The 20,281-nt window shown below is 66.5% G+C and carries 16 protein-coding genes; 13 read left to right on the top strand and 3 right to left on the bottom strand.

The features are described from left to right. Window positions 1-10: 10 nt before the first annotated feature. Both N430_RS07190 and N430_RS07200 read right to left on the bottom strand, forming a co-directional pair. A complete protein-coding gene (locus tag N430_RS07190) occupies window positions 11-685 on the bottom strand; it encodes a cysteine hydrolase family protein (RefSeq protein WP_110635456.1) in 675 nt (224 codons plus the stop codon). 477 nt (window positions 686-1,162) lie between these two features. Then, window positions 1,163-1,918, bottom strand: coding sequence for an enoyl-CoA hydratase-related protein (locus N430_RS07200; protein ID WP_110635450.1), 756 nt, complete (start codon window positions 1,916-1,918; stop codon window positions 1,163-1,165). Window positions 1,919-2,024: 106 nt separating this feature from the next. Between N430_RS07200 and N430_RS07205 the strand changes: the two genes are divergently transcribed. From N430_RS07205 to N430_RS07260, 11 genes are all read left to right on the top strand, one after another. Then, window positions 2,025-2,672, top strand: a complete 648-nt coding sequence (locus N430_RS07205) for a TetR family transcriptional regulator C-terminal domain-containing protein (protein WP_110635447.1) — start codon at window positions 2,025-2,027, stop codon at window positions 2,670-2,672. Window positions 2,673-2,748: 76 nt separating this feature from the next. Then, window positions 2,749-3,465, top strand: coding sequence for a response regulator (locus N430_RS07210; protein WP_110635442.1), 717 nt, complete (start codon window positions 2,749-2,751; stop codon window positions 3,463-3,465). 23 nt (window positions 3,466-3,488) lie between these two features. Beyond that, window positions 3,489-4,226 carry a substrate-binding periplasmic protein gene (locus N430_RS07215; protein ID WP_371922766.1) on the top strand — a complete coding sequence of 246 codons (738 nt, stop codon included), beginning with the start codon at window positions 3,489-3,491 and terminating at the stop codon, window positions 4,224-4,226. Continuing rightward, window positions 4,223-6,475 (top strand): ATP-binding protein, encoded by a 2,253-nt coding sequence (locus tag N430_RS07220; RefSeq protein WP_110635436.1) that lies wholly within the window; start codon window positions 4,223-4,225, stop codon window positions 6,473-6,475. The genes N430_RS07215 and N430_RS07220 overlap by 4 nt, the downstream gene beginning before the upstream one ends. A gap of 126 nt (window positions 6,476-6,601) precedes the next feature. After that, complete coding sequence (locus tag N430_RS07225) at window positions 6,602-8,008, top strand: amino acid permease (RefSeq protein ID WP_110635433.1); 1,407 nt, start codon at window positions 6,602-6,604, stop codon at window positions 8,006-8,008. Between the two features lie 512 nt (window positions 8,009-8,520). After that, window positions 8,521-9,312 carry an enoyl-CoA hydratase/isomerase family protein gene (locus tag N430_RS07235; RefSeq protein ID WP_110635430.1) on the top strand — a complete coding sequence of 264 codons (792 nt, stop codon included), beginning with the start codon at window positions 8,521-8,523 and terminating at the stop codon, window positions 9,310-9,312. Window positions 9,313-9,348: 36 nt separating this feature from the next. Beyond that, window positions 9,349-10,509 carry an acyl-CoA dehydrogenase family protein gene (locus tag N430_RS07240; protein ID WP_110635427.1) on the top strand — a complete coding sequence of 387 codons (1,161 nt, stop codon included), beginning with the start codon at window positions 9,349-9,351 and terminating at the stop codon, window positions 10,507-10,509. Window positions 10,510-10,522: 13 nt separating this feature from the next. Further along, the gene (locus N430_RS07245; RefSeq protein ID WP_110635422.1) at window positions 10,523-12,622 is read left to right on the top strand and encodes an acetate--CoA ligase family protein; all 2,100 of its coding nucleotides are present in this window, start codon (window positions 10,523-10,525) and stop codon (window positions 12,620-12,622) included. Window positions 12,623-12,632: 10 nt separating this feature from the next. Continuing rightward, the gene (locus N430_RS07250; RefSeq protein ID WP_110635419.1) at window positions 12,633-14,240 is read left to right on the top strand and encodes a 5-guanidino-2-oxopentanoate decarboxylase; all 1,608 of its coding nucleotides are present in this window, start codon (window positions 12,633-12,635) and stop codon (window positions 14,238-14,240) included. Between the two features lie 29 nt (window positions 14,241-14,269). Beyond that, window positions 14,270-15,460, top strand: coding sequence for a pyridoxal phosphate-dependent aminotransferase (locus tag N430_RS07255; RefSeq protein WP_110635416.1), 1,191 nt, complete (start codon window positions 14,270-14,272; stop codon window positions 15,458-15,460). Next, on the top strand, window positions 15,453-16,868 hold the full coding sequence (locus N430_RS07260) for an aldehyde dehydrogenase family protein (RefSeq protein WP_110635413.1): 1,416 nt from the start codon (window positions 15,453-15,455) through the stop codon (window positions 16,866-16,868). The genes N430_RS07255 and N430_RS07260 overlap by 8 nt, the downstream gene beginning before the upstream one ends. A 187-nt stretch (window positions 16,869-17,055) precedes the next feature. Here the strand turns inward: N430_RS07260 and N430_RS07265 are convergent, their stop codons facing one another. Beyond that, window positions 17,056-17,490 carry an Rrf2 family transcriptional regulator gene (locus N430_RS07265; protein WP_079228574.1) on the bottom strand — a complete coding sequence of 145 codons (435 nt, stop codon included), beginning with the start codon at window positions 17,488-17,490 and terminating at the stop codon, window positions 17,056-17,058. A gap of 187 nt (window positions 17,491-17,677) precedes the next feature. Between N430_RS07265 and N430_RS07270 the strand changes: the two genes are divergently transcribed. Continuing rightward, window positions 17,678-19,279 (top strand): ABC transporter substrate-binding protein, encoded by a 1,602-nt coding sequence (locus N430_RS07270; RefSeq protein WP_110635410.1) that lies wholly within the window; start codon window positions 17,678-17,680, stop codon window positions 19,277-19,279. Between the two features lie 41 nt (window positions 19,280-19,320). Continuing rightward, complete coding sequence (locus N430_RS07275) at window positions 19,321-20,280, top strand: ABC transporter permease (protein WP_110635407.1); 960 nt, start codon at window positions 19,321-19,323, stop codon at window positions 20,278-20,280. Window position 20,281 lies beyond the last annotated feature (1 nt).

Here is a 20,281-nt window from a genome sequence, read left to right on the forward strand (position 1 = left end):
CGTTCTCCCCTCAGCACTGAGCAGCAAGTTGGCGTTCGAAGCGCGCAATCGTCTGCACGAACGCGTCTGGCTCATGGGCGAGGTGGTCGGGTTCTGCGCTGCGCACGGAGGCTGCCGGCTGGTGGTTCCAGCTGCGCAGCAACTGCTCGGTGGCGAAGACTTCCAGCCCATAGAGCCAGTTGGAGAGGATGAACAGTGCCGAATAGTGGGCGGCGAGCGTGGTCGCCGTGCAGGCGTCGGCGACCAGCACCAGCTGGAAGTCGTGCTGGTAGGCATCGAACAGGCTGCTCATCACGCACACGTCGGTCAGTACACCGATCACCACCAGCCGCTTGATGCCGCGGCCTTTCAAAGTCTGGGCCAGGCGCGTGCCGTGAAAGGCGCTGTAGCGCTGCTTGTCGATCACCACGTCACCGGCCTGCGGTGCCAGGGCGTCGATGATTTCGATGGCCGGGGTGCCGGCCCGGTAGGTGGTTGGCCGGCCTTGCGCGTCGACCGGTTCGCCGAGTGCCAGATCGCGGCCTTGCGCGTCGTTGACGTGGCGGGTGTAGAACAGCGGCAGGTTGCGGCTGCGGGCGCCGTCAATCAGCGTGGCGGCGTTGTCGATCACAGTGTCCAGGCGCGGCAGGGGGAAGCTGTCCTCCTGCTGCAGGTCGATCACGAGAATAGCGGTGTCTTGAGTCATTGGATTTCTTCCAGGTGCAGGACCCCGGGCGCTGCACCAAGGGCGCGCCAGGCGGTTCTGCGGATACAGGTGCGCGGGCGCCGCGACAGCGGTGCCTGCGTGGATCGAGCGCAACGCTCGTGGAAGAAATCAGCCGACTATCTGCCAGAAACCGTTCTGCTTGGCGGCGACTGCGGCGGGAAGGCGTTGCAGGGTGACCTGCAACGGTGCCGCGGCTCGGCGCAGGAACCCGTTCATGGCCCCGTATGGCAAGGCGCGCACCCAGCCAGACCGGCGGGTGCGAAACCTGGCAATGTGGGAGGGGAGGCGGGCCATGAACAGAACACTCGCGTGATGGGTCCAGTCATGGCAGCAAAACTCGGGCCAATGCCGCAAATGCGCTGGGAGTGGCGGTATTGGCGGGTTGAGCTTGGTAGTGTTACTTTCTGGTATGTGGTATGCCGTAATACTGTGCTACCAAGCGTATCAACCTGACGCTCAGGCACCCTTGCGCGATACCATCGCGGTCAAGGCGGCCCTGGCTTCATCGCTGTTGAGCCGCTCGATGAACAACAGGCCTTCCTTGGCCACCGTTGCGGCCAGCGCTTCGCGCTGCCCATCCTTGAGCAGACGCCTGCTGATGCGCAGCGCATCGGCAGGCAGCTGCTGCAGGCGCCGCGCCAGCTTGACGGCGGCAGCCAGGCATTGCGTGCCATCGTCGAACAGTTCGCTCGCCAGGCCCCACTGCACGGCCTGTTCGCCATTCAGCGCCTGGTTGCACAGCAACAGCTGCGCCGCCCGCGCATGCCCGAGCATCTGTGGCAGCAACAGGCTCGCGCCAAACTCCGGGCACACGCCCAGCGCCACGAATGGGGTGCGCAGCTTGGCGTCACGGCTGATCAGTACCTGGTCGCAGTGCAGCAACAGCGTGGTGCCGATGCCGATCGCCGGCCCAGCCACCGCGGCGATCAGCGGTTTGTCCAGCGCCAGCACCGCCCACATCATGCGGAACACCGGGCTCTGCAGGTCGGTCGGGGGCTGGTCGAGAAAGTCCGGCAAGTCGTTGCCGGCGGTGAAACACTCGGTGCTGCCGGTGATCAGGATCACTTCGACCTGCGGGTCATTGTTGGCCGCTTCGAACAGCTCCGCCAGCCGCGTGTACATGGCGTTGGTCAGGGCGTTGAGTTTGTCCGCACGGTTCAGGCGCAGGGTCAGCAGGCCTTCGTCGAGCTGCTGGTGGATCAGGTCGGTCATGGGCAGTGCCTCTGTTGTTGTTATCGTGCCCGAGTATAAACAGGCTTTCGCGACCGAGGCGAGTTGCTATACAGTCGTTCAACTGTGCGATTCACGAGAGCCCCCCATGACCCAGGAAGCCCGCTTCAGCCGCATGCTGCCCGAACTGCGCAAGGCCAATCTGGTCGAGGCCACCCTGGCCTGCCTGAAGCGCCATGGCTTCCAGGGCGCGTCGATCCGCAAGATTTCCGCCGAAGCCGGCGTCTCGGTGGGCCTGATCAGCCACCACTATTCGGGCAAGGACGAGCTGGTCGCCGAAGCCTACATGGCGGTCACCGGCCGGGTCATGCAACTGCTGCGCGAGGCCATGGCCCAGGTCGCGCCCAATGCCCGCGAACGGCTGTCGGCATTCTTCCGCGGCTCGTTCAGCGCCGAACTGCTCGACCCGCAGCTGCTCGACGCCTGGCTGGCATTCTGGGGCGCGGTTAAGACCGCCGAGGCGATCAACCAGGTGCACGACCACTCCTACGGCGAATACCGCCGCGAACTGCGCACGCTGCTCGCTGACCTGGCGCGGGAGGAGGGCTGGGAACACTTCGATGCCGACCTCGCCGCCATCAGCCTCAGCGCCTTGCTCGACGGCCTGTGGCTGGAGTCCGGGCTGAACCCGGGCACCTTCACCCCGGCCCAGGGCGTGCAGATCTGCGAGGCCTGGGTCGATGGCCTGCAGGCCGGCGGTCGGCAACGCTTCAGTACAGCCCCCGAGGGCTGTTGATCGACCGTTCAGCAGTCGCTAGTCTTGGCCCACTCTAATAAAAAAATCGCCTTCGGGCGCTTCAGGACTACCCGCAATGACCTCTCAGGTACTGATCGTCGATGACGATCCGCTGATTCGTGACTTGCTCCAGGCTTACCTGTCCCAGGAAGGCTATACCGTCCACTGCGCCGCCACCGCGGAACAGGCCGAAACGCTGCTGAGCGAGCAGCCGGTGGAACTGGTGATGCTCGACATCCGCCTGCCCGGCAAGGACGGCTTGACCCTGACCCGCGAGCTGCGGGTGCGCTCGGAAGTGGGGATCATCCTGATCACCGGGCGCAACGACGAGATCGACCGCATCGTCGGCCTGGAATGCGGCGCCGACGATTATGTCAGCAAGCCACTCAACCCCCGCGAACTGGTGTCGCGCGCGAAGAACCTGATCCGTCGCGTGCGCCACGCCCAGGGCGCCCGGCCAGTCAGCGTCGCCACGACCACCCTCAAGCAGTTCGGCGAATGGTCGCTGGACTGCGACCGCCGCCGTCTGATCGATGCGCAAGGCGGCGAAACCCTGTTGACCCATGGCGAGTTCCAGCTGCTCAGCGTGTTCCTGCGCAACAGCGGCCATACCCTGAGCCGCGACCAGCTGATGGACCAGATCCGCAACCGTGAGTGGGTGCCCAACGACCGTTCCATCGACGTGCTGGTCGGCCGCTTGCGTCGCAAGCTGCACGACGACCCCGCCGAACCCGAGCTGATCATCACCATCCACGGCGCCGGCTACCTGTTCACTGCCAGCGTGGCCGCGTGAACCAGTACCTGTTCGGCCTGCTGATGCTGCTGGCCAGCGGTGCCCTGCAGGCCGCCGAGACCGTGCGCTACTGCGATTACCCGGTGTACCCACCAGTGTCGTGGAGCGATGGCAAGCAGCCGCGCGGGCTGGCGCCGACGGTGGTGCGCGAGCTGTTCGGGCGGCTGGGCTACCAGGTCGAGATGGTCGTGCTGGGCAACTGGCAACGCTGCCTGATCGACGCTGCCGAAGGGCGGGTGGATGTGGTGCTGGCCTATACCTCGGAGCAGCGTGCCAGGACGATGCGCTTCTCGCAGGTGCCCGTGCTGCGCGAGGAGGTGGCGGTGTTCGCCAACCGTCAACACCCGCTGCAGTTCGACAAGCTCGAAGACCTGGCCAGGTACCGCGGCGGGCTACTGTTCGGCGAAAGCTACGGCCCGGCGTTCGACCGCTTCGTCGCGCAGCACCAGAACATCGAGTGGGTGTCGGACAGCGGGCAGAACTTCGGCAAGCTGATTCGCGGGCGTATCGACTTCGTGGTCCAGGAGCGGCGCACCGGCCAGCTGTTCGTCGAGCACCTGCCCGGCGCCCAGGACATTGTCGCGCTGCCCCCGGCCCTGAGCGTCGACTACCTGCGCGTGGCGGTGTCGCGCCACTCGCCGTTGAGCGCGCGCATGGCTGACATCGACGCGCAACTGCAGCAGATGACCGACGCCGGCGAGCTGGAGCGCTGGCTGCATGAAAGCGAGGTCACCTACCGCGACATGGTCAGCCAGCCATGAACCGCCTGCAACCGGGTGGCCTGTTGCGCCGGCTGCTGCTGTTCATCCTGCTGTTCAGCCTGTGCTTCACGGTGCTGGCCAGCAGCGTGCAGCTGTATTTCGAATACCGCCGCGAGATGCGCGAGATCGATGCGCGCATGGCGCTGATCCGCGCCGGCTACCTGGCCAGCCTGGAGCGCAGCCTGTGGGACCTGAACCAGGAGCAGCTGAACGTGCAGTTGCGCGGGCTGGTGGACTTTTCCGATGTGGCGCGGGTGCGCCTGAACAGCGCCGACTTCACCTTGCAGCAAGGTGAGCCGAACCCGCAGGGGCCGCTGCGGGTCGAGCGTTTTGCGCTGGACTACCAGCCACCTTCCGGGCCTGCGCGGCACCTGGGCGAGCTGGAGGTGAGCACGGACCTGGGCGCGGTGCACCGGCGGCTGTTTGCCACCGGCCTCACCAGCCTGTTGTGGATGAGCGTGTTCCTCTGTGGCCTGGCGCTGGCGCTGTCGGGGTTGTTCTATCGCCTGGTGACCCGTCACCTGCAGGTCATGGCCGACTTCGCCCGGCGCATCGGTGCCGGGCAATGGCACGAGCCCCTGCGCCTGAACAAGCGTCGCTCACCCCACACCGACGAGATCGACAGTGTGGCGCTGGCACTGGACGACATGCGCCGGGCGATCCTCAGTGACAGCGAGCGCCGCGAAACCGACCGCCTGGCCTTGCAAGACAAGCGCGACGAACTGCAGAAGCAGGTGGAGCGGCGCACGGCCAGCCTGATGCGCGCCAAGGACGATGCCGAAGCGGCCAACCTGGCCAAGTCACGCTTCCTCGCCACCATGAGCCACGAACTGCGCACGCCGCTCAACGGCATCCTCGGCATGGCCGAACTGCTGCGTGGCGCCGGGCTCGCGGCGCCGGACCGCCAGCGCCTGGAGGCGCTGTACAAGGCCGGTGAGGGGCTGCTGAGCATCCTTAACGAAGTGCTGTATTTTGCCCGCCTCGAAGAGGGCGAAAGCCGCCCCGAGGCCGTGGCGTTCTCCCTGCGCCAGTTGTGCGCCGAAGTGGTGACTCTGCTTGAACCCCGCGCGCTGGCCAACGACAGCCTGGTGCTGTGCCGCATCGACCCGCAGCTGGCCGCGTACCAGCACGGCGCCGAGCAGTACTTGCGCCAGGTGCTGAGCAACCTGCTGGCCAACGCCATCAAGTTCACCGAAGGCGGCGAGATCCTCGTCGAAGTGCAGGTGTTGCAGCAGGCATCCGGCCGGCAACGCCTGCGCCTGAGCGTCACCGACGACGGCATCGGCATCTGCGAGGCGATGCAGCCGAAGATCTTCGACCGTTTTGTCCAGGCCAGCGAGGCAGTCGCACGGCGCTATGGCGGCACCGGCCTGGGGCTGGCGATCAGCAAGCACCTGGTCGAGCAGATGGGCGGGCAGATTGGCGTGCGCAGCCGCGAGGGGGAGGGCAGCTGCTTCTGGCTGGAACTGGAGCTGGAAACGGCGCAGGCGCCCCAGGCCATGGCGGAAGCTGACCGTGCCACGGCGCCGCTGCAGATTCTGGTGGTGGAAGACGTGGCCCTGAACCGTGAGGTGGTGCGCGGGCTGCTGGAGCGTGACGGGCATGAAGTCTGGCTGGCCGAGGATGCCGAGCAGGGTTTGCAGTTGTGCGCACAGCAACGCTTCGACCTGCTGCTGCTGGATGTGCACCTGCCGGGTATCAGTGGCGTGGAGCTGTGCCGACAGCTGCGTGCCAGCGCCACGCCCAATCGCGATACGCGCATCCTGGCACTCACCGCCAGCGTGCAGCCGGGGCTGGTGCGTGCCTACCTGGATGCCGGCATGCAGGGGGTGCTGGGCAAGCCACTGAAGCTTGCCAGCCTGCGCCAGGCGCTGGCGGGGCAATGTCAGGAGGAAACGCCGGCCACGTCCGCCTGGCTCGACCACGAACTGTTGGCCACGCACCGCACGCTGCTGGGTGAACAGAAGCTGCAAGGCTTGCTGGCTGGCTTGCGAGACGGCCTGGCGCAACAGCGCCAGCCCTTGCTGGAAGCGGTCGAGGCGGGGGACTGCACCGAGGTGACCCACCTGGCCCATCGGCTGGCCGGCAGCAGCGACTCCTTGGGCTTGTGCGGCCTGGCGGCGACCTTGCGCCAGCTTGAAGAGCACGCCCTGGCCCGTGACAAGGCGGGCGTGCGCGCCATGGGCCCGTTGCTGGGCGAGCAGCTACAGCGTGCCGAAAACACCCTGGCCGAACTGCTGCTCGCCTGAGCGACAAAATCCTTACGACTTTTTACATCTTTGATCTTTACGATCAACCGGGCCTTACATCGCTTTCCAATAATCGGACGCAACCGCTGCACACGCGGTCTTCGACGCTTATTGGAGATAATAATAATGAAAGGCCGTAAAGCTGAAGGTATCCACCTCACACGGGCATTGAAGAGCCGGCACATCTTCATGCTCTCGCTCGGTGGCGTGATCGGCACCGGGCTGTTCATGGGCTCGGGGGTGACCATCAACCAGGGCGGCCCGGTGGGCGCGATCCTGGCCTACCTGGTCGCCGGTTTCCTGATGTACCTGGTGATGGTCTGCCTGGGTGAACTGTCGGTGCAGATGCCGGTGTCCGGTTCGTTCCAGGCCCATGCGACGAAATTCATTGGCCCGGCCACCGGCTTCATGATCGGCTGGGTGTACTGGATGAGCTGGGCCACCACCGTGGGCCTGGAGTTCACCGCCGCCGGCATGCTGATGACCCGCTGGTTCCCGGAGGTGCCGATCTGGTACTGGTCGGCGCTGTTCGTGGCCGTGCTTTTCGGCATCAACGCCCTGGCCACCCGCGCCTTCGGCGAGGCGGAATACTGGTTCTCCGGTATCAAGGTGGCGGCGATCCTCGGCTTCATCATCGTCGGTGTGCTGGTGATCTTCGGCGGCATTACGCTGAACAGCGGGGCGCCGGCGCCGATGATGACCAACCTGATCGGCGATTCGCTGTTCCCCAACGGCCTGTCGGCTGTGTTCGCGGTGATGATGACCGTGGTCTACGCCTTCCAGGGCTGCGAGATCATGGGCGTGGCGGCGGGCGAGACCGACCAGCCGGAAAAGAGCATCCCGCGGGCCGTGCGCAACGTGGTGTTCCGCGTGCTGATCTTCTACGTGCTGGCGATCGTGGTGCTGTCGGCGATCGTGCCATGGCAGCAGGCCGGGCTGATGGAAAGCCCGTTCGTGCAGGTGTTCGACATGGTCGGCATTCCTTACGCCGCAGACCTGATGAACTTCGTGATCCTCACCGCCATTCTCTCGGTGGGCAACTCCGGGCTGTATGCCTCTACCCGCATCCTCTGGGCGATGTCCAAGACCGGCATGGCACCGCGCAGCCTGTCGCCACTGAGCAGCCGTGGCGTGCCACTGCGTGCCCTTTTCGTCACCCTGTGCTTCGCGCTGGTGTCGTTGCTGACCAGCTTTGTCGCTGCCGACACCTTGTTCATGGTGCTGATGGCGGTGAGCGGCATGGCCGGCACGGTGACCTGGATCGTCATTGCCCTGGCGCAGTACCGCTTCCGCAAGCAGTTCCTGCGTGATGGCGGCCAGCTGAGCGACCTCAAGTACCGCGCGCCGATGTACCCGCTGGTGCCGTTGCTGTGCATCACCCTGTGCAGTTCGCTGTTTGTGTTCCTGGCAATGGATGAGACGCAGCGGCCTTCGCTGTATTGGGGCTTTGGCTTCATTGCGTTGTGCTATGCGGCGTACTTCCTGGTGCAGCGCAAGCGCCAGGGGGTGGTGATGGAAATGCCGGCTGCTTGAGGAGGGTTTGCTAGGGGTATGGCAGGGTATTGGGTGAGGGCTACCAAGTGCTCGCCGGTGTTTTTGCAGTGCCTGTGAGATCGAGCGCCGCCCGCGCGGCGCATCGCGGGCAAGCCCGCTCCCACATCTGTTTCGGGCCAATCTCTCCTGTGAAGCCAACAGGGACCGCCTTGTTTGTTCCCTTCGATATCGAGGTGGGCGCAACTGCTTTTCATCAATCTTCAGTCATGCGCCAAGGCGGTTCCTGTTGGCGGCACAGGAGTGACTGGCCCGAAACAGATGTGGGAGCGGGCTTGCCCGCGATGCGCCGCGCGGGCGGCGCTCGATCTCCTAGGCGCTGCAACCCTGTCGCCATGCACCTTGTGGCCCAATCGCGATCTGCTTTACCCCCCGATTACGCACCACTTGTTCGAAGTTGTAACACCGCTAACACCCCCAATTGCCTCCTTGTTGAACACTCGTTTAGCATGAGCCTCACCTCCCACAGCAATCACAATAATCCGAGGCCCGTCATGACCGCTCCGTCGTCCCTACTCACCCAGGTTGAAGCCGGCGTTGCCTGGATCACCCTGAACCGCCCCGAGCAGCGCAATGCGCTGGACATCCCCACCCTGAAACAGCTGCACGCCATCCTCGAGGCGTACAACCTCGACCCGGCTGTGCGTGTAGTGGTGCTGACCGGCACAGGCCGCAGCTTCTGCGCCGGCGCCGACCTCGCCGAATGGGCCGAGGCCGAAGCCCGTGGCGCACTGGAAACCTATGGCTGGACCGAAACCGCCCACGCCCTGATGCACTGCCTGCACACCCTGGACAAGCCCACCATCGCCGCCATCAACGGCACCGCCGTGGGCGCCGGCATGGACCTGTCACTGTGCTGCGACCTGCGCCTGGCCGCCCAGTCGGCCCGGTTCAAGGCCGGCTACACCAGCATGGCTTACTCGCCAGATGCCGGCGCCAGCTGGCACCTGCCACGGCTGATCGGCAGCGAACAGGCCAAGCGCCTGCTGTTCCTCGACGAGCTGTGGGGCGCCGAACGCGCCCTGGCGGCCGGCCTGGTCGGTGAAGTGGTCGCCGACGACCAGTTGCCCGCCGCCACCGCCGAACTGGCGGCGCGCCTGGCCCAGGGGCCGACCTTCGCCTACGCCCAGACCAAGCGCCTGATGCGCGATGGCGCCTCGCGCAGCCTGGCCGAGCAGCTCACTGCGGAACTGGCCGCCGGCCTGCTTTGCGGGCGTAGCGCCGACGGCGCCGAGGCCTTGCGCGCAGTCACGGAAAAACGCGCACCACGTTTCAGCGGCAAATAAGCACGCTCTCTTTCCCCGCTTACCCAGGAACAGGCCATGAATTTCCAACTGACCCAAGAACAAGAAATGTTGGTGGATGCCGTACGCAGCTTCGTCGCCAAGGAGCTGTTGCCCCATGAAGAAGCCGTGGACCGTGCCGACGAGGTGTCCCCGGAGCTCGCCGCGCAGATCCGTGGCAAGGCCATCGCCGCTGGCTTCTACGCCTTCAACATGCCCGAGGAAGTCGGCGGCGGCGGCCTCGACTACCTGTCCCAGGCCCTGATCGAGCGCGAGTTGTCGAAGGTTTCCTGGGCGCTGCACGTGTTCGTCGCCCGGCCTTCGAAAATCCTCATGGCCTGCACCGGCCAGCAGATCGAGGACTACCTGCTGCCGTGCATCCGTGGCGAAAAGACCGATTGCTTCGCCCTGACCGAACCGGGCGCCGGCTCCGACGCCAACTCGATCAAGACCCGCGCCGTGCGCGAAGGCGACGACTTCGTAATCAATGGCAGCAAGCACTTCATCAGCCATGCCGGGCACGCCGACTTCGCCATCGTCTTTGCCGTCACCGACACCTACGAGCACAACGGCCGCAAGCGCAACGCCGTCACCGCCTTCCTGGTCGACCGCGGCACCCCGGGCATGACCATCCGCCGCGGGCCGAAATGCGTGAGCAACCGTGGCTACCACACCTACGAGCTGTTCTTCGACGACTGCAAGGTGCCGGCTGCCAAGGTGCTCGGTGAAGTCGGCAAGGGCTGGGACGTGGCCAACGCCTGGCTGACCGCAGGCCGGGTCATGGTCGCTGCCAACTGCGTCGGCCAGGCCCAGCGCGCGCTGGACGTGTCGCTGCAATGGGCCGCCGACCGCAAACAGTTCGGCCAGCCGATCGGTACCTACCAGGGCGTGTCGTTCAAGCTCGCCGACATGGCCACGCAGATCCGCGCCGCCGAACTGCTGACCTTGCACACCGCCTGGAAGATGGATCAGGGCAGCATGACCGACGGCGAGGCAGGCATGGCCAAGCTGTTCGCCAGCGAAGTGCTCGGCAAGGTTGCCGACGAAGCGGTGCAGATTTACGGCGGCATGGGCCTGATGGACGAAGGGCCGGTCGAGCGCATCTGGCGCAACGCACGCATCGAGCGGATCTGGGAAGGCACCTCGGAGATCCAGCGGCACATCATCTCGCGCGAACTGCTGCGCCCACTGCTGCGCTGACCGGAGCATCCCCATGTCGCAAGCCATTCGTGACAACCTCAAACGCCTGCTGGCTCCCCGGCACCTGGCTTTCGTCGGCGGGCGCAGCATGGCCCGTGCACTCAAGCGCTGCGCCGAAGGCGGCTACCCGGGCCAGATGTGGCTGGTCAACCCGCAGCAGGACAGCATCGACGGCGTGCCCTGTGTGCGCAGCGTGGCCGAGCTGCCCTGCGCGCCAGACGCGGTGTTCATCGCCACCAACCGCGAACTGACCCTGACCTGTGTCGCCGAGCTCGCCGCCAAGGGCGCGGGCGGGGCGATCTGCTATGCCTCGGGCTTTGCCGAAAGCGGCGCCGAAGGCCAGGCGCTGCAACAGCAGCTGCTCGACGCCGCCGGCAACATGGCCCTGCTCGGGCCCAACTGCTACGGCCTGCTCGACTACCTGCACAGTGCCGCCCTGTGGCCGGTGGCGCACGGTGGCAAGGCGGTAGAGAAAGGCGTTGCGGTGCTGACCCAGAGCGGCAACTTCGCCTACAACCTGTCGATGAGCGACCGCTCGCTGCCGGTGGCCTACATGGCCTCGGTCGGCAACCAGGCACAACTGGGCATTGCCGAGCTGATGGACGTGTTGCTCGATGAACCCCGGGTCACCGCCATCGGCCTGCACCTGGAAGGCCTGAAGAACGTGCCGGGCTTTGCCCGGGCCGCGCACAAGGCGCTGGAGAAGGGCATCCCGATCGTGGCGCTGAAGACCGGCGTATCGCAGATCGGCGCCGAACTCGCATTGAGCCACACCAGTTCACTGTCCGGCTCCGATGCCCTGTACGACAGCCTGTTCGAACGCCTGGGGGTGATTCGCGTCAGTGGCCCGGTGAGTTTCGTCGAAACCCTCAAGGCCGCCGCTTGCGGCAACCTGCCCAAGGGCCCCAGCCTGATCGCGCTGGCCTGCTCGGGCGGCGATGCCGGGCTGATCGCCGACTACAGCGAGAGCAACCTGCTGAGCCTGCCGGCCCTGGACGCCAGCCAGGTCGAGGAACTGGCCCAGGTGCTGCCGGCCTACGCCAACCTGGTCAACCCGCTGGACTTCACCACGGCGATCTGGGGCGATGGCCCGGCCAAGGCGCGCATGCTCGACAGCGCCCTGCGCAGCGACGCCGACGCGGCGATGCTGGTGCTCGATTACCCCGCCGAGTTCACCGGCGAACGCAAGGAGTGCGACCTGCTGCTGGAGCTGTACTGCGCGGCGCTCAAGCGCCATGGCAAGACCGGCTTCGTCACCTCGGCCTTCCCCGAACTGCTGCCGGCCAGCGCCCGCGAGCGCCTGCACGCGGCCGGTGTTCCGGCGCTGCAAGGGGTGGAGGATGGCTTGGCCGCGTGGGGCCGGGTTGCCCGCTACGCGCAGCAGCGTCCGGCTTTGCTGGCGCTGGGCGAATCGGCGCTGGTACCACTGTGCCCGCAGCCATTGGCCGGTGACAGCCGCCTGCTCAACGAGTGGGATTCCAAGCAGGCCCTGCGCGGCTTCGGCCTGCCCATTCCGAATGGCGTGCTGAGCAGCCCGCAACACGCGCTGGCGGATGCCGGCCAGGTGGGCTTCCCGCTGGTGCTCAAGGCCGTCAGCGCGCAATTGCCGCACAAGACCGAGGCCGGCGCAGTGGCGCTGAACCTGGCCGACGAGGCCGCCCTCAGCCGCGCCCTTGAACAGATGCGCACGCGCATCGCCGCTTACGCGCCGGGCGTCGCCTTCGACCAGGTTTTGCTCGAACCCATGGCCGGCGCGCCACTGGCCGAGCTGATCGTCGGCATCAAGCGCGAGGCGGATTTCGGCCTGGCGCTGGTGATCGGTGCCGGCGGCATCCTCGTCGAGCTGCTCAAGGACAGCAACAGCCTGCTGCTGCCAACCACCGACGGTGCCATCCGCAAGGCCGTGCTCGGCCTGCGCAGTGCGGCTTTGCTTCAGGGCTTCCGTGGCAAACCGGCGGTCGACCTGGATGCACTGGTCGCCGCCATCCGCGCGGTGGCCGACTACGCCTGCGAAAACGCCAGCCAGCTGCTGGAGCTGGATGTGAACCCATTGATGGTCGGTGCCAATGGCACCACGGCGGTCGATGCCTTGATCCGCCTCGGCCAAGTGTAAGGACATGAACATGACCCACCCCACACTCACGGGCGGCCAGGCGCTGGTGCGCCTGCTGGCCAACTACGGCGTCGACACCGTGTTCGGCATCCCCGGCGTGCACACCCTGGAGCTGTACCGCGGCCTGCCCGGCAGCGGCATTCGCCACGTGCTCACCCGGCACGAGCAGGGCGCCGGCTTCATGGCCGACGGCTATGCCCGGGTCAGCGGCAAGCCGGGCGTCTGCTTTGTCATCACCGGCCCCGGCGTGACCAACGCGGCCACCGCCATCGGCCAGGCCTACGCCGACTCGATCCCGATGTTGGTGATCTCCAGCGTCAACCACACCGCCAGCCTGGGCAAAGGCTGGGGCTGCCTGCACGAGACCCAGGACCAACGCGCCATGACCGCGCCAATCACCGCTTTCTCGGCTGTGGCGCTGAAGGCCGAAGACCTGCCGGAGCTGATCGCCCACGCCTATGCCGTGTTCGACAGCGAACGCCCGCGCCCGGTGCATATCTCGGTGCCGCTGGACGTACTGGCTGCGCCGGTGGCGCGGGACTGGAGCAATGAAGTGGTACGTCGCCCCGGGCGTGGCCCGGCCAGCCTCGACAGCCTGCAACAGGCGGCGGCCAAACTGGCGGCAGCGAAGCGCCCGATGATCATTGCCGGCGGGGGTGCCCTGCAGGCGGGCGCCGAGCTGCAGCAACTGAGCACACGCCTGGCGGCGCCACTGTTCACCAGCGTCGCCGGCAAGGGCCTGGCGCCACTGGACTCGCCGCTCAACGCCGGCTCCACCCTGTGCGTGGAACCGGGCTGGGCGCTGATCGCCGAGGCCGACGTGGTGCTGGCGGTCGGTACTGAAATGGCCGACACCGACTTCTGGCGCGAGCGCCTGCCGCTGACCGGCGAGCTGCTGCGGGTGGATATCGACCCGCGCAAGTTCAACGACTTCTACCCCTGCACACTGGCGTTGCACGGCGATGCCCGGCAGACCCTGGCGGGGCTGCTGGAACAGTTGCCGGACGGCGTGCGCGATGCGGCCCAGGCAAGCGCGGCAGTGGCCCGCCTGCGGGTTGCCGTGCAGGCGAACCACGGCCCTCTGCAGGCGATCCACCAGGCGATCCTGCAGCGGGTCGCGGCCGAGCTGCCAGAAAACGCCTTCATCAGCACCGACATGACCCAGCTGGCCTACACCGGTAACTATGTGTTCAACAGCCGGGCCCCGCGCAGCTGGCTGCACCCGACCGGCTACGGCACCCTCGGCTACGGCCTGCCGGCCGGTATCGGCGGCATGTTCGCCACGGACGACCGCCCCGGCCTGGTGCTGGTAGGCGACGGTGGCTTCCTCTACACCGCGCAGGAGCTGGCGACCGCGGTCGAGGAGCTTGACCGCCCGCTGGTGGTGCTGCTGTGGAACAACGACGCGCTGGGGCAGATCCGCGACGACATGCTCGACCTGGACATCGAGCCCATCGGCGTACTGCCGCGCAACCCGGACTTCGCCGGCCTGGCCCGCGCCTTTGGTTGCACGGTCGCGCAGCCGCAGAGCCTCGACGAACTGCAACGGGACCTGCGCGGCGGCTTTGCCCGCAACGGCGTGACCCTGATCGAGCTCAAGCACGCCTGCGCGCGCTGAGCCCAAACCGCACAACAGGACGACCAGCCATGCGATTTTCCTCATTGACCCAACGGATCGCCGGTGACGGCGCCGCCGCCTGGGAGATCCACTACCGCGCCCTGGCCATGCTCGAAGAAGGCCGCGACGTATTGCTGCTGTCGGTCGGCGACCCGGACTTCGACACCCCGGCGCCGATCATTCAGGCGGCTGTGGACAGCCTCGAAGCCGGCAACACCCATTACGCCGATGTGCGCGGCAAGCGCAGCCTGCGCGAGGCCATCGCCCGTCGCCACCAGCAACGCAGCGGCCAGGCGGTTACCGCCGACCAGGTGACGGTGCTGGCAGGGGCGCAATGCGCGCTGTTCTGCGTCGCGCAATGCGTGCTGGAGCCGGGCGATGAAGTGATCGTCGCCGAGCCGATGTATGTCACCTACGAAGCGGTGTTCGGTGCCTGCGGTGCCACGGTGGTGCCGGTGCCGGTGCGCCCGGAGCATGGCTTCCGCGTGCAACCGGAGGACGTCGCCGCACGGATCACCCCGCGCACCCGTGCCCTGGCGCTGAACAGCCCGCACAACCCCTCCGGCGCCAGCCTGCCGCGCAGCACCTGGGAGGCCCTGGCCGAACTGTGCATCGCCCATGACCTGTGGCTGATCAGCGACGAGGTCTACAGCGAGCTGCTGTTCGAAGGCGAACACATCAGCCCTGCCAGCCTGCCGGGCATGGCCGAGCGCACGGCGACGCTGAACAGCCTGTCCAAGTCCCATGCCATGACCGGTTGGCGGGTCGGCTGGGTGGTCGGTTCGCCCGCGTTGTCCGGGCACCTGGAAAACCTGGCGCTGTGCATGCTCTACGGCTCGCCGGATTTCATTCAGGATGCCGCAGTGGCCGCGCTGGAGCAGCCCTTGCCGGAACTGGACGGCATGCGCGAAGCCTACCGCCAGCGCCGTGACCTGGTGTGCGAGCGCCTGGCGCACTGCCCGGGCTTGCGGGCACTCAAGCCCGATGGCGGGATGTTCGTGATGGTCGATATCCGCGAGACCGGGCTCAGCGCACAAGCCTTCGCCGACCGCCTGCTCGACCAGCATGGGGTGTCGGTGCTGGCCGGTGAAGCGTTCGGCCCGAGTGCGGCCGGGCATATCCGCCTGGGCCTGGTGCTCGGCGCCGAACCCCTCGGTGAAGCCTGCCGGCGCATTGCCCTGTGCGCCAGCGAACTGATGGAGGCGCAACGCGATGCGTGAATACAGCAGTCTGTTCTTCGATGGCCGCTGGCAGCAACCAGCGGGGCAGGGCATGGCCGAGGTGATCGACCCGGCCAGCGAAGCGGTGGCCGGCAAGGTGCCGCTGGGCAATGAAGAGGATGTGGAACGCGCCGTCAATGCGGCGCGCAGAGCGTTCGGCGACTGGTCGCGCACGCCGTCCAGCGTGCGCGCCGGGTTCATTCGCGCCCTGGCCGAACAGCTCAAGGCGCGGGCCGACGAGATGGCCGCGGTGATCACCACCGAGCTGGGCATGCCGGTGCAGTGGTGCCGGTCGGTGCAGGTCGATGGGCCCATCGTCGGGCTTGAGCAGTACATCGAGCTGGCCGGCAAGATGGACGAGGTGCGCGAAGTCGGTAACTCGCTGCTGTACCGCGAGGCGGTAGGCGTGTGCGCGTTCATCAACCCCTGGAACTACCCGCTGCATCAACTGATCGGCAAGCTGGCACCGGCCTTGGCTGCGGGCTGCACGGTGGTGGTCAAGCCGAGCCAGGAGACCCCGCTGCATGCCTTCCTGCTGGCGGAAATGATCGAGGCCATCGGGTTGCCGGCCGGGGTGTTCAACCTGGTCAGCGGGCCGGGGGCGAAGGTCGGTGAGGCCTTGGCGCGGCACCCGCTGGTGGACATGGTCTCGTTCACCGGGTCCACCGGGGCGGGGGTGCGGGTTGCCCAGGCGGCAGCGCCGTCGGTAAAGCGGGTGTGCCTGGAGCTGGGTGGCAAGTCGCCGTTCCTGATCACCGCCGATGCCCCGCTCGAAGCAGCGGTGCGCCATGGCGTGCAGGACGTGATGATCAACTCGGGGCAGACCTGCACGGCACTGACGCGCATGCTGTTGCCGGCTTCGCGCTATGACGAGGCCGTGGAGATCGCCGTGGACGAGGCCCGCAGCCTGGTGATGGGCGATCCGCAGGACCCGCGCAGTTTCCTCGGGCCAATGTGTTCGGCCGGGCAGCGGCGCACGGTACAGGCGTACATCCGGGTGGGGCAGGAAGAGGGCGCTCGGCTGGTGTGTGGCGGGGAGACGGCAGCGGGCTTCGAGCGTGGGTTCTATGTACCGCCGACGATTTTCGCTGACGTCGACAACCGCATGCGCATTGCCCAGGAGGAAATCTTCGGGCCGGTGCTGTGCCTGATTCCCTACGCCGACGAGGCCGAAGGCATTGCCCTGGCCAACGACTCGCCGTTCGGGCTGTCCAGCGCGGTGTGGGCAGGTAGCCGCGACAAGGCGCTGCAACTGGGCCGCCAGTTGCGTGCGGGGCAGTGCTTCGTCAATGGCGGGGCGTTCAACTACCAGGCACCGTTCGGCGGCTACAAACAGTCGGGCAATGGCCGCGAGTGGGGGGAGGAGGGCCTGCACGAGTTCGTCGAGGTGAAGGCCATCCAGCTCTGATCGCTATGGGAACGCCTGTGGGGGCATGTGTTGGGACACCTGTGGGAGCGGCCTTGCGTCGCGAAAGGGCCGCAGCGCGGCCCCGGCAATTCATGCGGCGAAGCTGAAATCCTGGGGGCGCTTCGCACCCCTTTCGCGACGCAAGGCCGCTCCCACAGGGACCGCGCCAGTTTTCAGAAACTGGGGTTCACGCTGTGTGTTCCTTGGGGGTATCGAACGCCACGAACAACTGGTCCGCGGTGATCGCCCCCAGGTCCAGGCGCATGTTCTGCTCCAGCATCGCGAACAGCCGGGTGAACACTTCGTACACCTTGCAGTGGTCTTCAAGCCCGGCAAACGGGTTGTCGATCTTCTCGGCGATCAGCGAGCTTTCCTGCACCGCGTCATACACCTCGCGCAAGGTGATCTCTTGCGGTGCGCGGGCCAGGGTCACGCCGCCCTGGGCGCCGCGATAGGAGGTCAGGATATTGGCCTTGACCATCTGCGACACCATCGAGCGCACGCGGGTCGGGTGCACCTTGACCCATTTGGCGATGGTCTCGGTGCGCAGCTTCTGCGGGGCATTGGCCGCCACGAACGAAAGGATGTACGAGGCGGTGATGAGTCGGGTCGACTGGCTCATGGGGCAAAGGCTCCCTGCGAAAACGTCAATGGTACACCAGTGAAAAAGCCCGGTATCGGGCGCTGGAAATCAGCTTGTCCTGCCGCTAATGTATTTGTTACGGTAACAATTACAAATTGTAAACAGCTTCTACGCAATCCGCTTTGACCGAATAACAATTTCTTGCGGTTCAACAGGGGCAAATGCCATGAGCGATAACAACAAGAACAATCCTCACGCCACCCTCGACGGCAGCCTGCCGCGCCGGGATTTCCTCAAGTACAGCGCGGCCGCCGCAGCCATCGCCGGGGCCTTCTCCCTCGGCCTGCCGCTGCCTGGCCATGCCGACGAGGCCACGCCAAAGCCGGGCGGGACCTTGCGCCTGGGCCTGGCCGGGGGCAGCACCACCGACTCCAAGGACCCAGGCTCGTGGGTCGATACCTTCACCTTCATCGGCTTCTCGGCGGTGTACAACACCCTCACCGAGATTTCCGTGGAAGGCACTGCCATCCCTGAGCTGGCCGAGCGCTGGGAATCGAGCCCCGACGCCAAGGTCTGGACCTTCACTCTTCGCCAGGGCGTGACCTTCCACAACGGCAAGACCCTCAACGCCGACGACGTGGTGGCCTCGATCCAGCACCACCTGGGCGACAAGTCCACCTCCGCCGCCAAGACCGTGCTGGGCGATGTCGCCAAGGTGAGCGCCAGCGCCCCCGACACCGTGGTGTTCGAGCTGCACTCGGGCAACGCCGACTTCGCCTACGTGGTCGCCGACTACCACCTGGTGATCATGCCCGCCAAAGATGGCCTGGCCGACTGGCAGGCCGGCGTCGGCACAGGCGGTTACCGCATCAAGGGCTTCGAGCCGGGCGTGCGCATGGACCTGGAGCGCAGCCCGGACTACTGGAAGCCGGGCAGGGCGCATTTCGCCAGCGCCGAGCTGATCGCCATCGCCGACGGCGCCGCACGGGTCAACGCCCTGGTCACCGGCAAGGTCGATGTGATCAACAAGGTCGACCTCAAGACCGTGTCCTTGCTCAAGCGCAACCCGAAGCTGGTGATCGAGGAAACCAAGGGCGCCCAGCACTACACCTTCCCGATGCTCACCGACAGCGAGCAGTTCCGCGACAACAACGTGCGCATGGCCCTCAAGCACGCGATCAACCGCGAGACCCTGCTGGCTTCGGTGCTCTACGGCTACGGCCAGGTCGGCAACGACCACCCGCTGCAGCCGGCCAACCGCTTCATCAACCCGGCGCTGGAACAGCGCGTCTACGACCCGGACAAGGCCCGCTTCTACCTGCGCCAGGCCGGCATGGACAGCCTCAAGGTGCGCCTGCAGGCCTCCGATGCCGCCTACAGCGGTGCGGTGGATGCATCGGTGCTGTTCAAGGAGCAGGCGCGCCAGGCCGGCATCGACATCGACGTGGTGCGCGAACCGGCCGATGGGTTCTTCACCAATGTCTGGATGAAACAGCCGTTCACCACTTCGTTCTGGTACTCCAGCCTCACCGCCGACCGCATGTTCAGCATCGGCTACGCCAAGGGTGCGGCGTGGAACGAGACGCACTGGGACAACCCGCGCTTCAACCAGCTGCTCAACGCCGCCCGTGGCGAGATGAACGAGCCGCTGCGCCGCGAGATGTACAACGAGATGCAGGCGCTGTGCCGCGACGACGGCGGGGCGATCGTGCCGCTGTTCGCCAGCTCCGTCGCCGCCCGCTCCAGCCGCGTGGCCCATGGCCCGCTCACCGCGCCCTATGGCGAGCTGGATGGCCTGCGGGTGATCGAGCGCTGGTGGCAAGCCTGAGCCGCTGACGTTTCGCAAGCATCCAGACGAGGAGTGGTACGGTGAACAATCTTGGCAAACTGCTTGTGCAGCGGCTGGCCTTGGGCCTGTTGTCGCTGTTTGCGGTCTCGGTGGTGATCTTCCTGGCAGTCAGCCTGCTGCCAGGCGACATCGCCCAGGCCATGCTCGGCCAGTCGGCCACCCCGGAAACCGTGGCGGCCCTGCGCGCCCAGCTGGGGCTGGACCTGTCGCCGGTGCAGCGTTTCGTGCAGTGGGCGTGGCGCCTGGTGCACGGTGACCTGGGCGTGTCGCTGGCCAACCAGCGGCCGATCATCGAACTGGTCGGCGCACGGCTGGGCAACACCTTCAGCCTCGCCCTGCTGGCGGCGCTGTTCTCGGTGCCGACGGCGTTGCTGCTGGGCATGCTCGCGGCGTTGTACCGCAACAGCTGGTTCGACCGCCTGCTCAATACCGGCGCATTGAGCGCCGTGTCGTTCCCCGAGTTCTTCGTGGCCTACCTGCTGATCCTGGTGTTCGCGGTGAACCTCGAATGGCTGCCGGGCATCTCCAGCCTGCCTGCGGATGCCTCGCTGGGTGAAGTGCTGGAAGTCTCGGTGCTGCCGGTGGCGACCCTGAGCCTGGTGGTGATCGCGCAGATGATGCGCATGACCCGCGCCTCGCTGATCAACCTGCTGGCCAGCCCCTACATCGAGATGGCCCGGCTCAAGGGCGTGTCGCCGGCGCGGGTGATTTTCAAGCATGCCTTGCCCAATGCCCTGGCGCCGATCGTCAACGTGGTGGCGCTGAACCTGGCGTACCTGGTGGTGGGCGTGGTGGTGGTGGAGGTGGTGTTCGTCTACCCGGGGCTCGGCCAGTTGCTGGTGGACTCGGTGGCCAAGCGCGACATCCCGGTGGTGCAGGCCTGCAGCCTGATCTTCGCCGGCACCTACATCCTGCTCAATACCGGCGCCGACGTGCTGTCGATTGCCAGCAACCCACGCCTGATGCATCCGAAGGGGTAGA

This window comes from Pseudomonas sp. CC120222-01a, assembly GCF_003097235.1.
In the GTDB taxonomy this organism is placed as follows: domain Bacteria; phylum Pseudomonadota; class Gammaproteobacteria; order Pseudomonadales; family Pseudomonadaceae; genus Aquipseudomonas.

What these genes read in the sequence shown, in the direction of transcription:
- N430_RS07220 (WP_110635436.1), top strand. Translation starts at nt 4,223, where the DNA reads ATGAACCGCCTGCAACCGGGTGGCCTGTTGCGCCGGCTGCTGCTGTTC.
- N430_RS07210 (WP_110635442.1), top strand. Translation starts at nt 2,749, where the DNA reads ATGACCTCTCAGGTACTGATCGTCGATGACGATCCGCTGATTCGTGAC.
- N430_RS07205 (WP_110635447.1), top strand. Translation starts at nt 2,025, where the DNA reads ATGACCCAGGAAGCCCGCTTCAGCCGCATGCTGCCCGAACTGCGCAAG.
- N430_RS07245 (WP_110635422.1), top strand. Translation starts at nt 10,523, where the DNA reads ATGTCGCAAGCCATTCGTGACAACCTCAAACGCCTGCTGGCTCCCCGG.
- N430_RS07260 (WP_110635413.1), top strand. Translation starts at nt 15,453, where the DNA reads ATGCGTGAATACAGCAGTCTGTTCTTCGATGGCCGCTGGCAGCAACCA.
- N430_RS07215 (WP_371922766.1), top strand. Translation starts at nt 3,489, where the DNA reads ATGCTGCTGGCCAGCGGTGCCCTGCAGGCCGCCGAGACCGTGCGCTAC.
- N430_RS07255 (WP_110635416.1), top strand. Translation starts at nt 14,270, where the DNA reads ATGCGATTTTCCTCATTGACCCAACGGATCGCCGGTGACGGCGCCGCC.
- N430_RS07235 (WP_110635430.1), top strand. Translation starts at nt 8,521, where the DNA reads ATGACCGCTCCGTCGTCCCTACTCACCCAGGTTGAAGCCGGCGTTGCC.
- N430_RS07190 (WP_110635456.1), bottom strand. Translation starts at nt 685, where the DNA reads ATGACTCAAGACACCGCTATTCTCGTGATCGACCTGCAGCAGGAGGAC.
- N430_RS07225 (WP_110635433.1), top strand. Translation starts at nt 6,602, where the DNA reads ATGAAAGGCCGTAAAGCTGAAGGTATCCACCTCACACGGGCATTGAAG.
- N430_RS07270 (WP_110635410.1), top strand. Translation starts at nt 17,678, where the DNA reads ATGAGCGATAACAACAAGAACAATCCTCACGCCACCCTCGACGGCAGC.
- N430_RS07250 (WP_110635419.1), top strand. Translation starts at nt 12,633, where the DNA reads ATGACCCACCCCACACTCACGGGCGGCCAGGCGCTGGTGCGCCTGCTG.
- N430_RS07265 (WP_079228574.1), bottom strand. Translation starts at nt 17,490, where the DNA reads ATGAGCCAGTCGACCCGACTCATCACCGCCTCGTACATCCTTTCGTTC.
- N430_RS07200 (WP_110635450.1), bottom strand. Translation starts at nt 1,918, where the DNA reads ATGACCGACCTGATCCACCAGCAGCTCGACGAAGGCCTGCTGACCCTG.
- N430_RS07240 (WP_110635427.1), top strand. Translation starts at nt 9,349, where the DNA reads ATGAATTTCCAACTGACCCAAGAACAAGAAATGTTGGTGGATGCCGTA.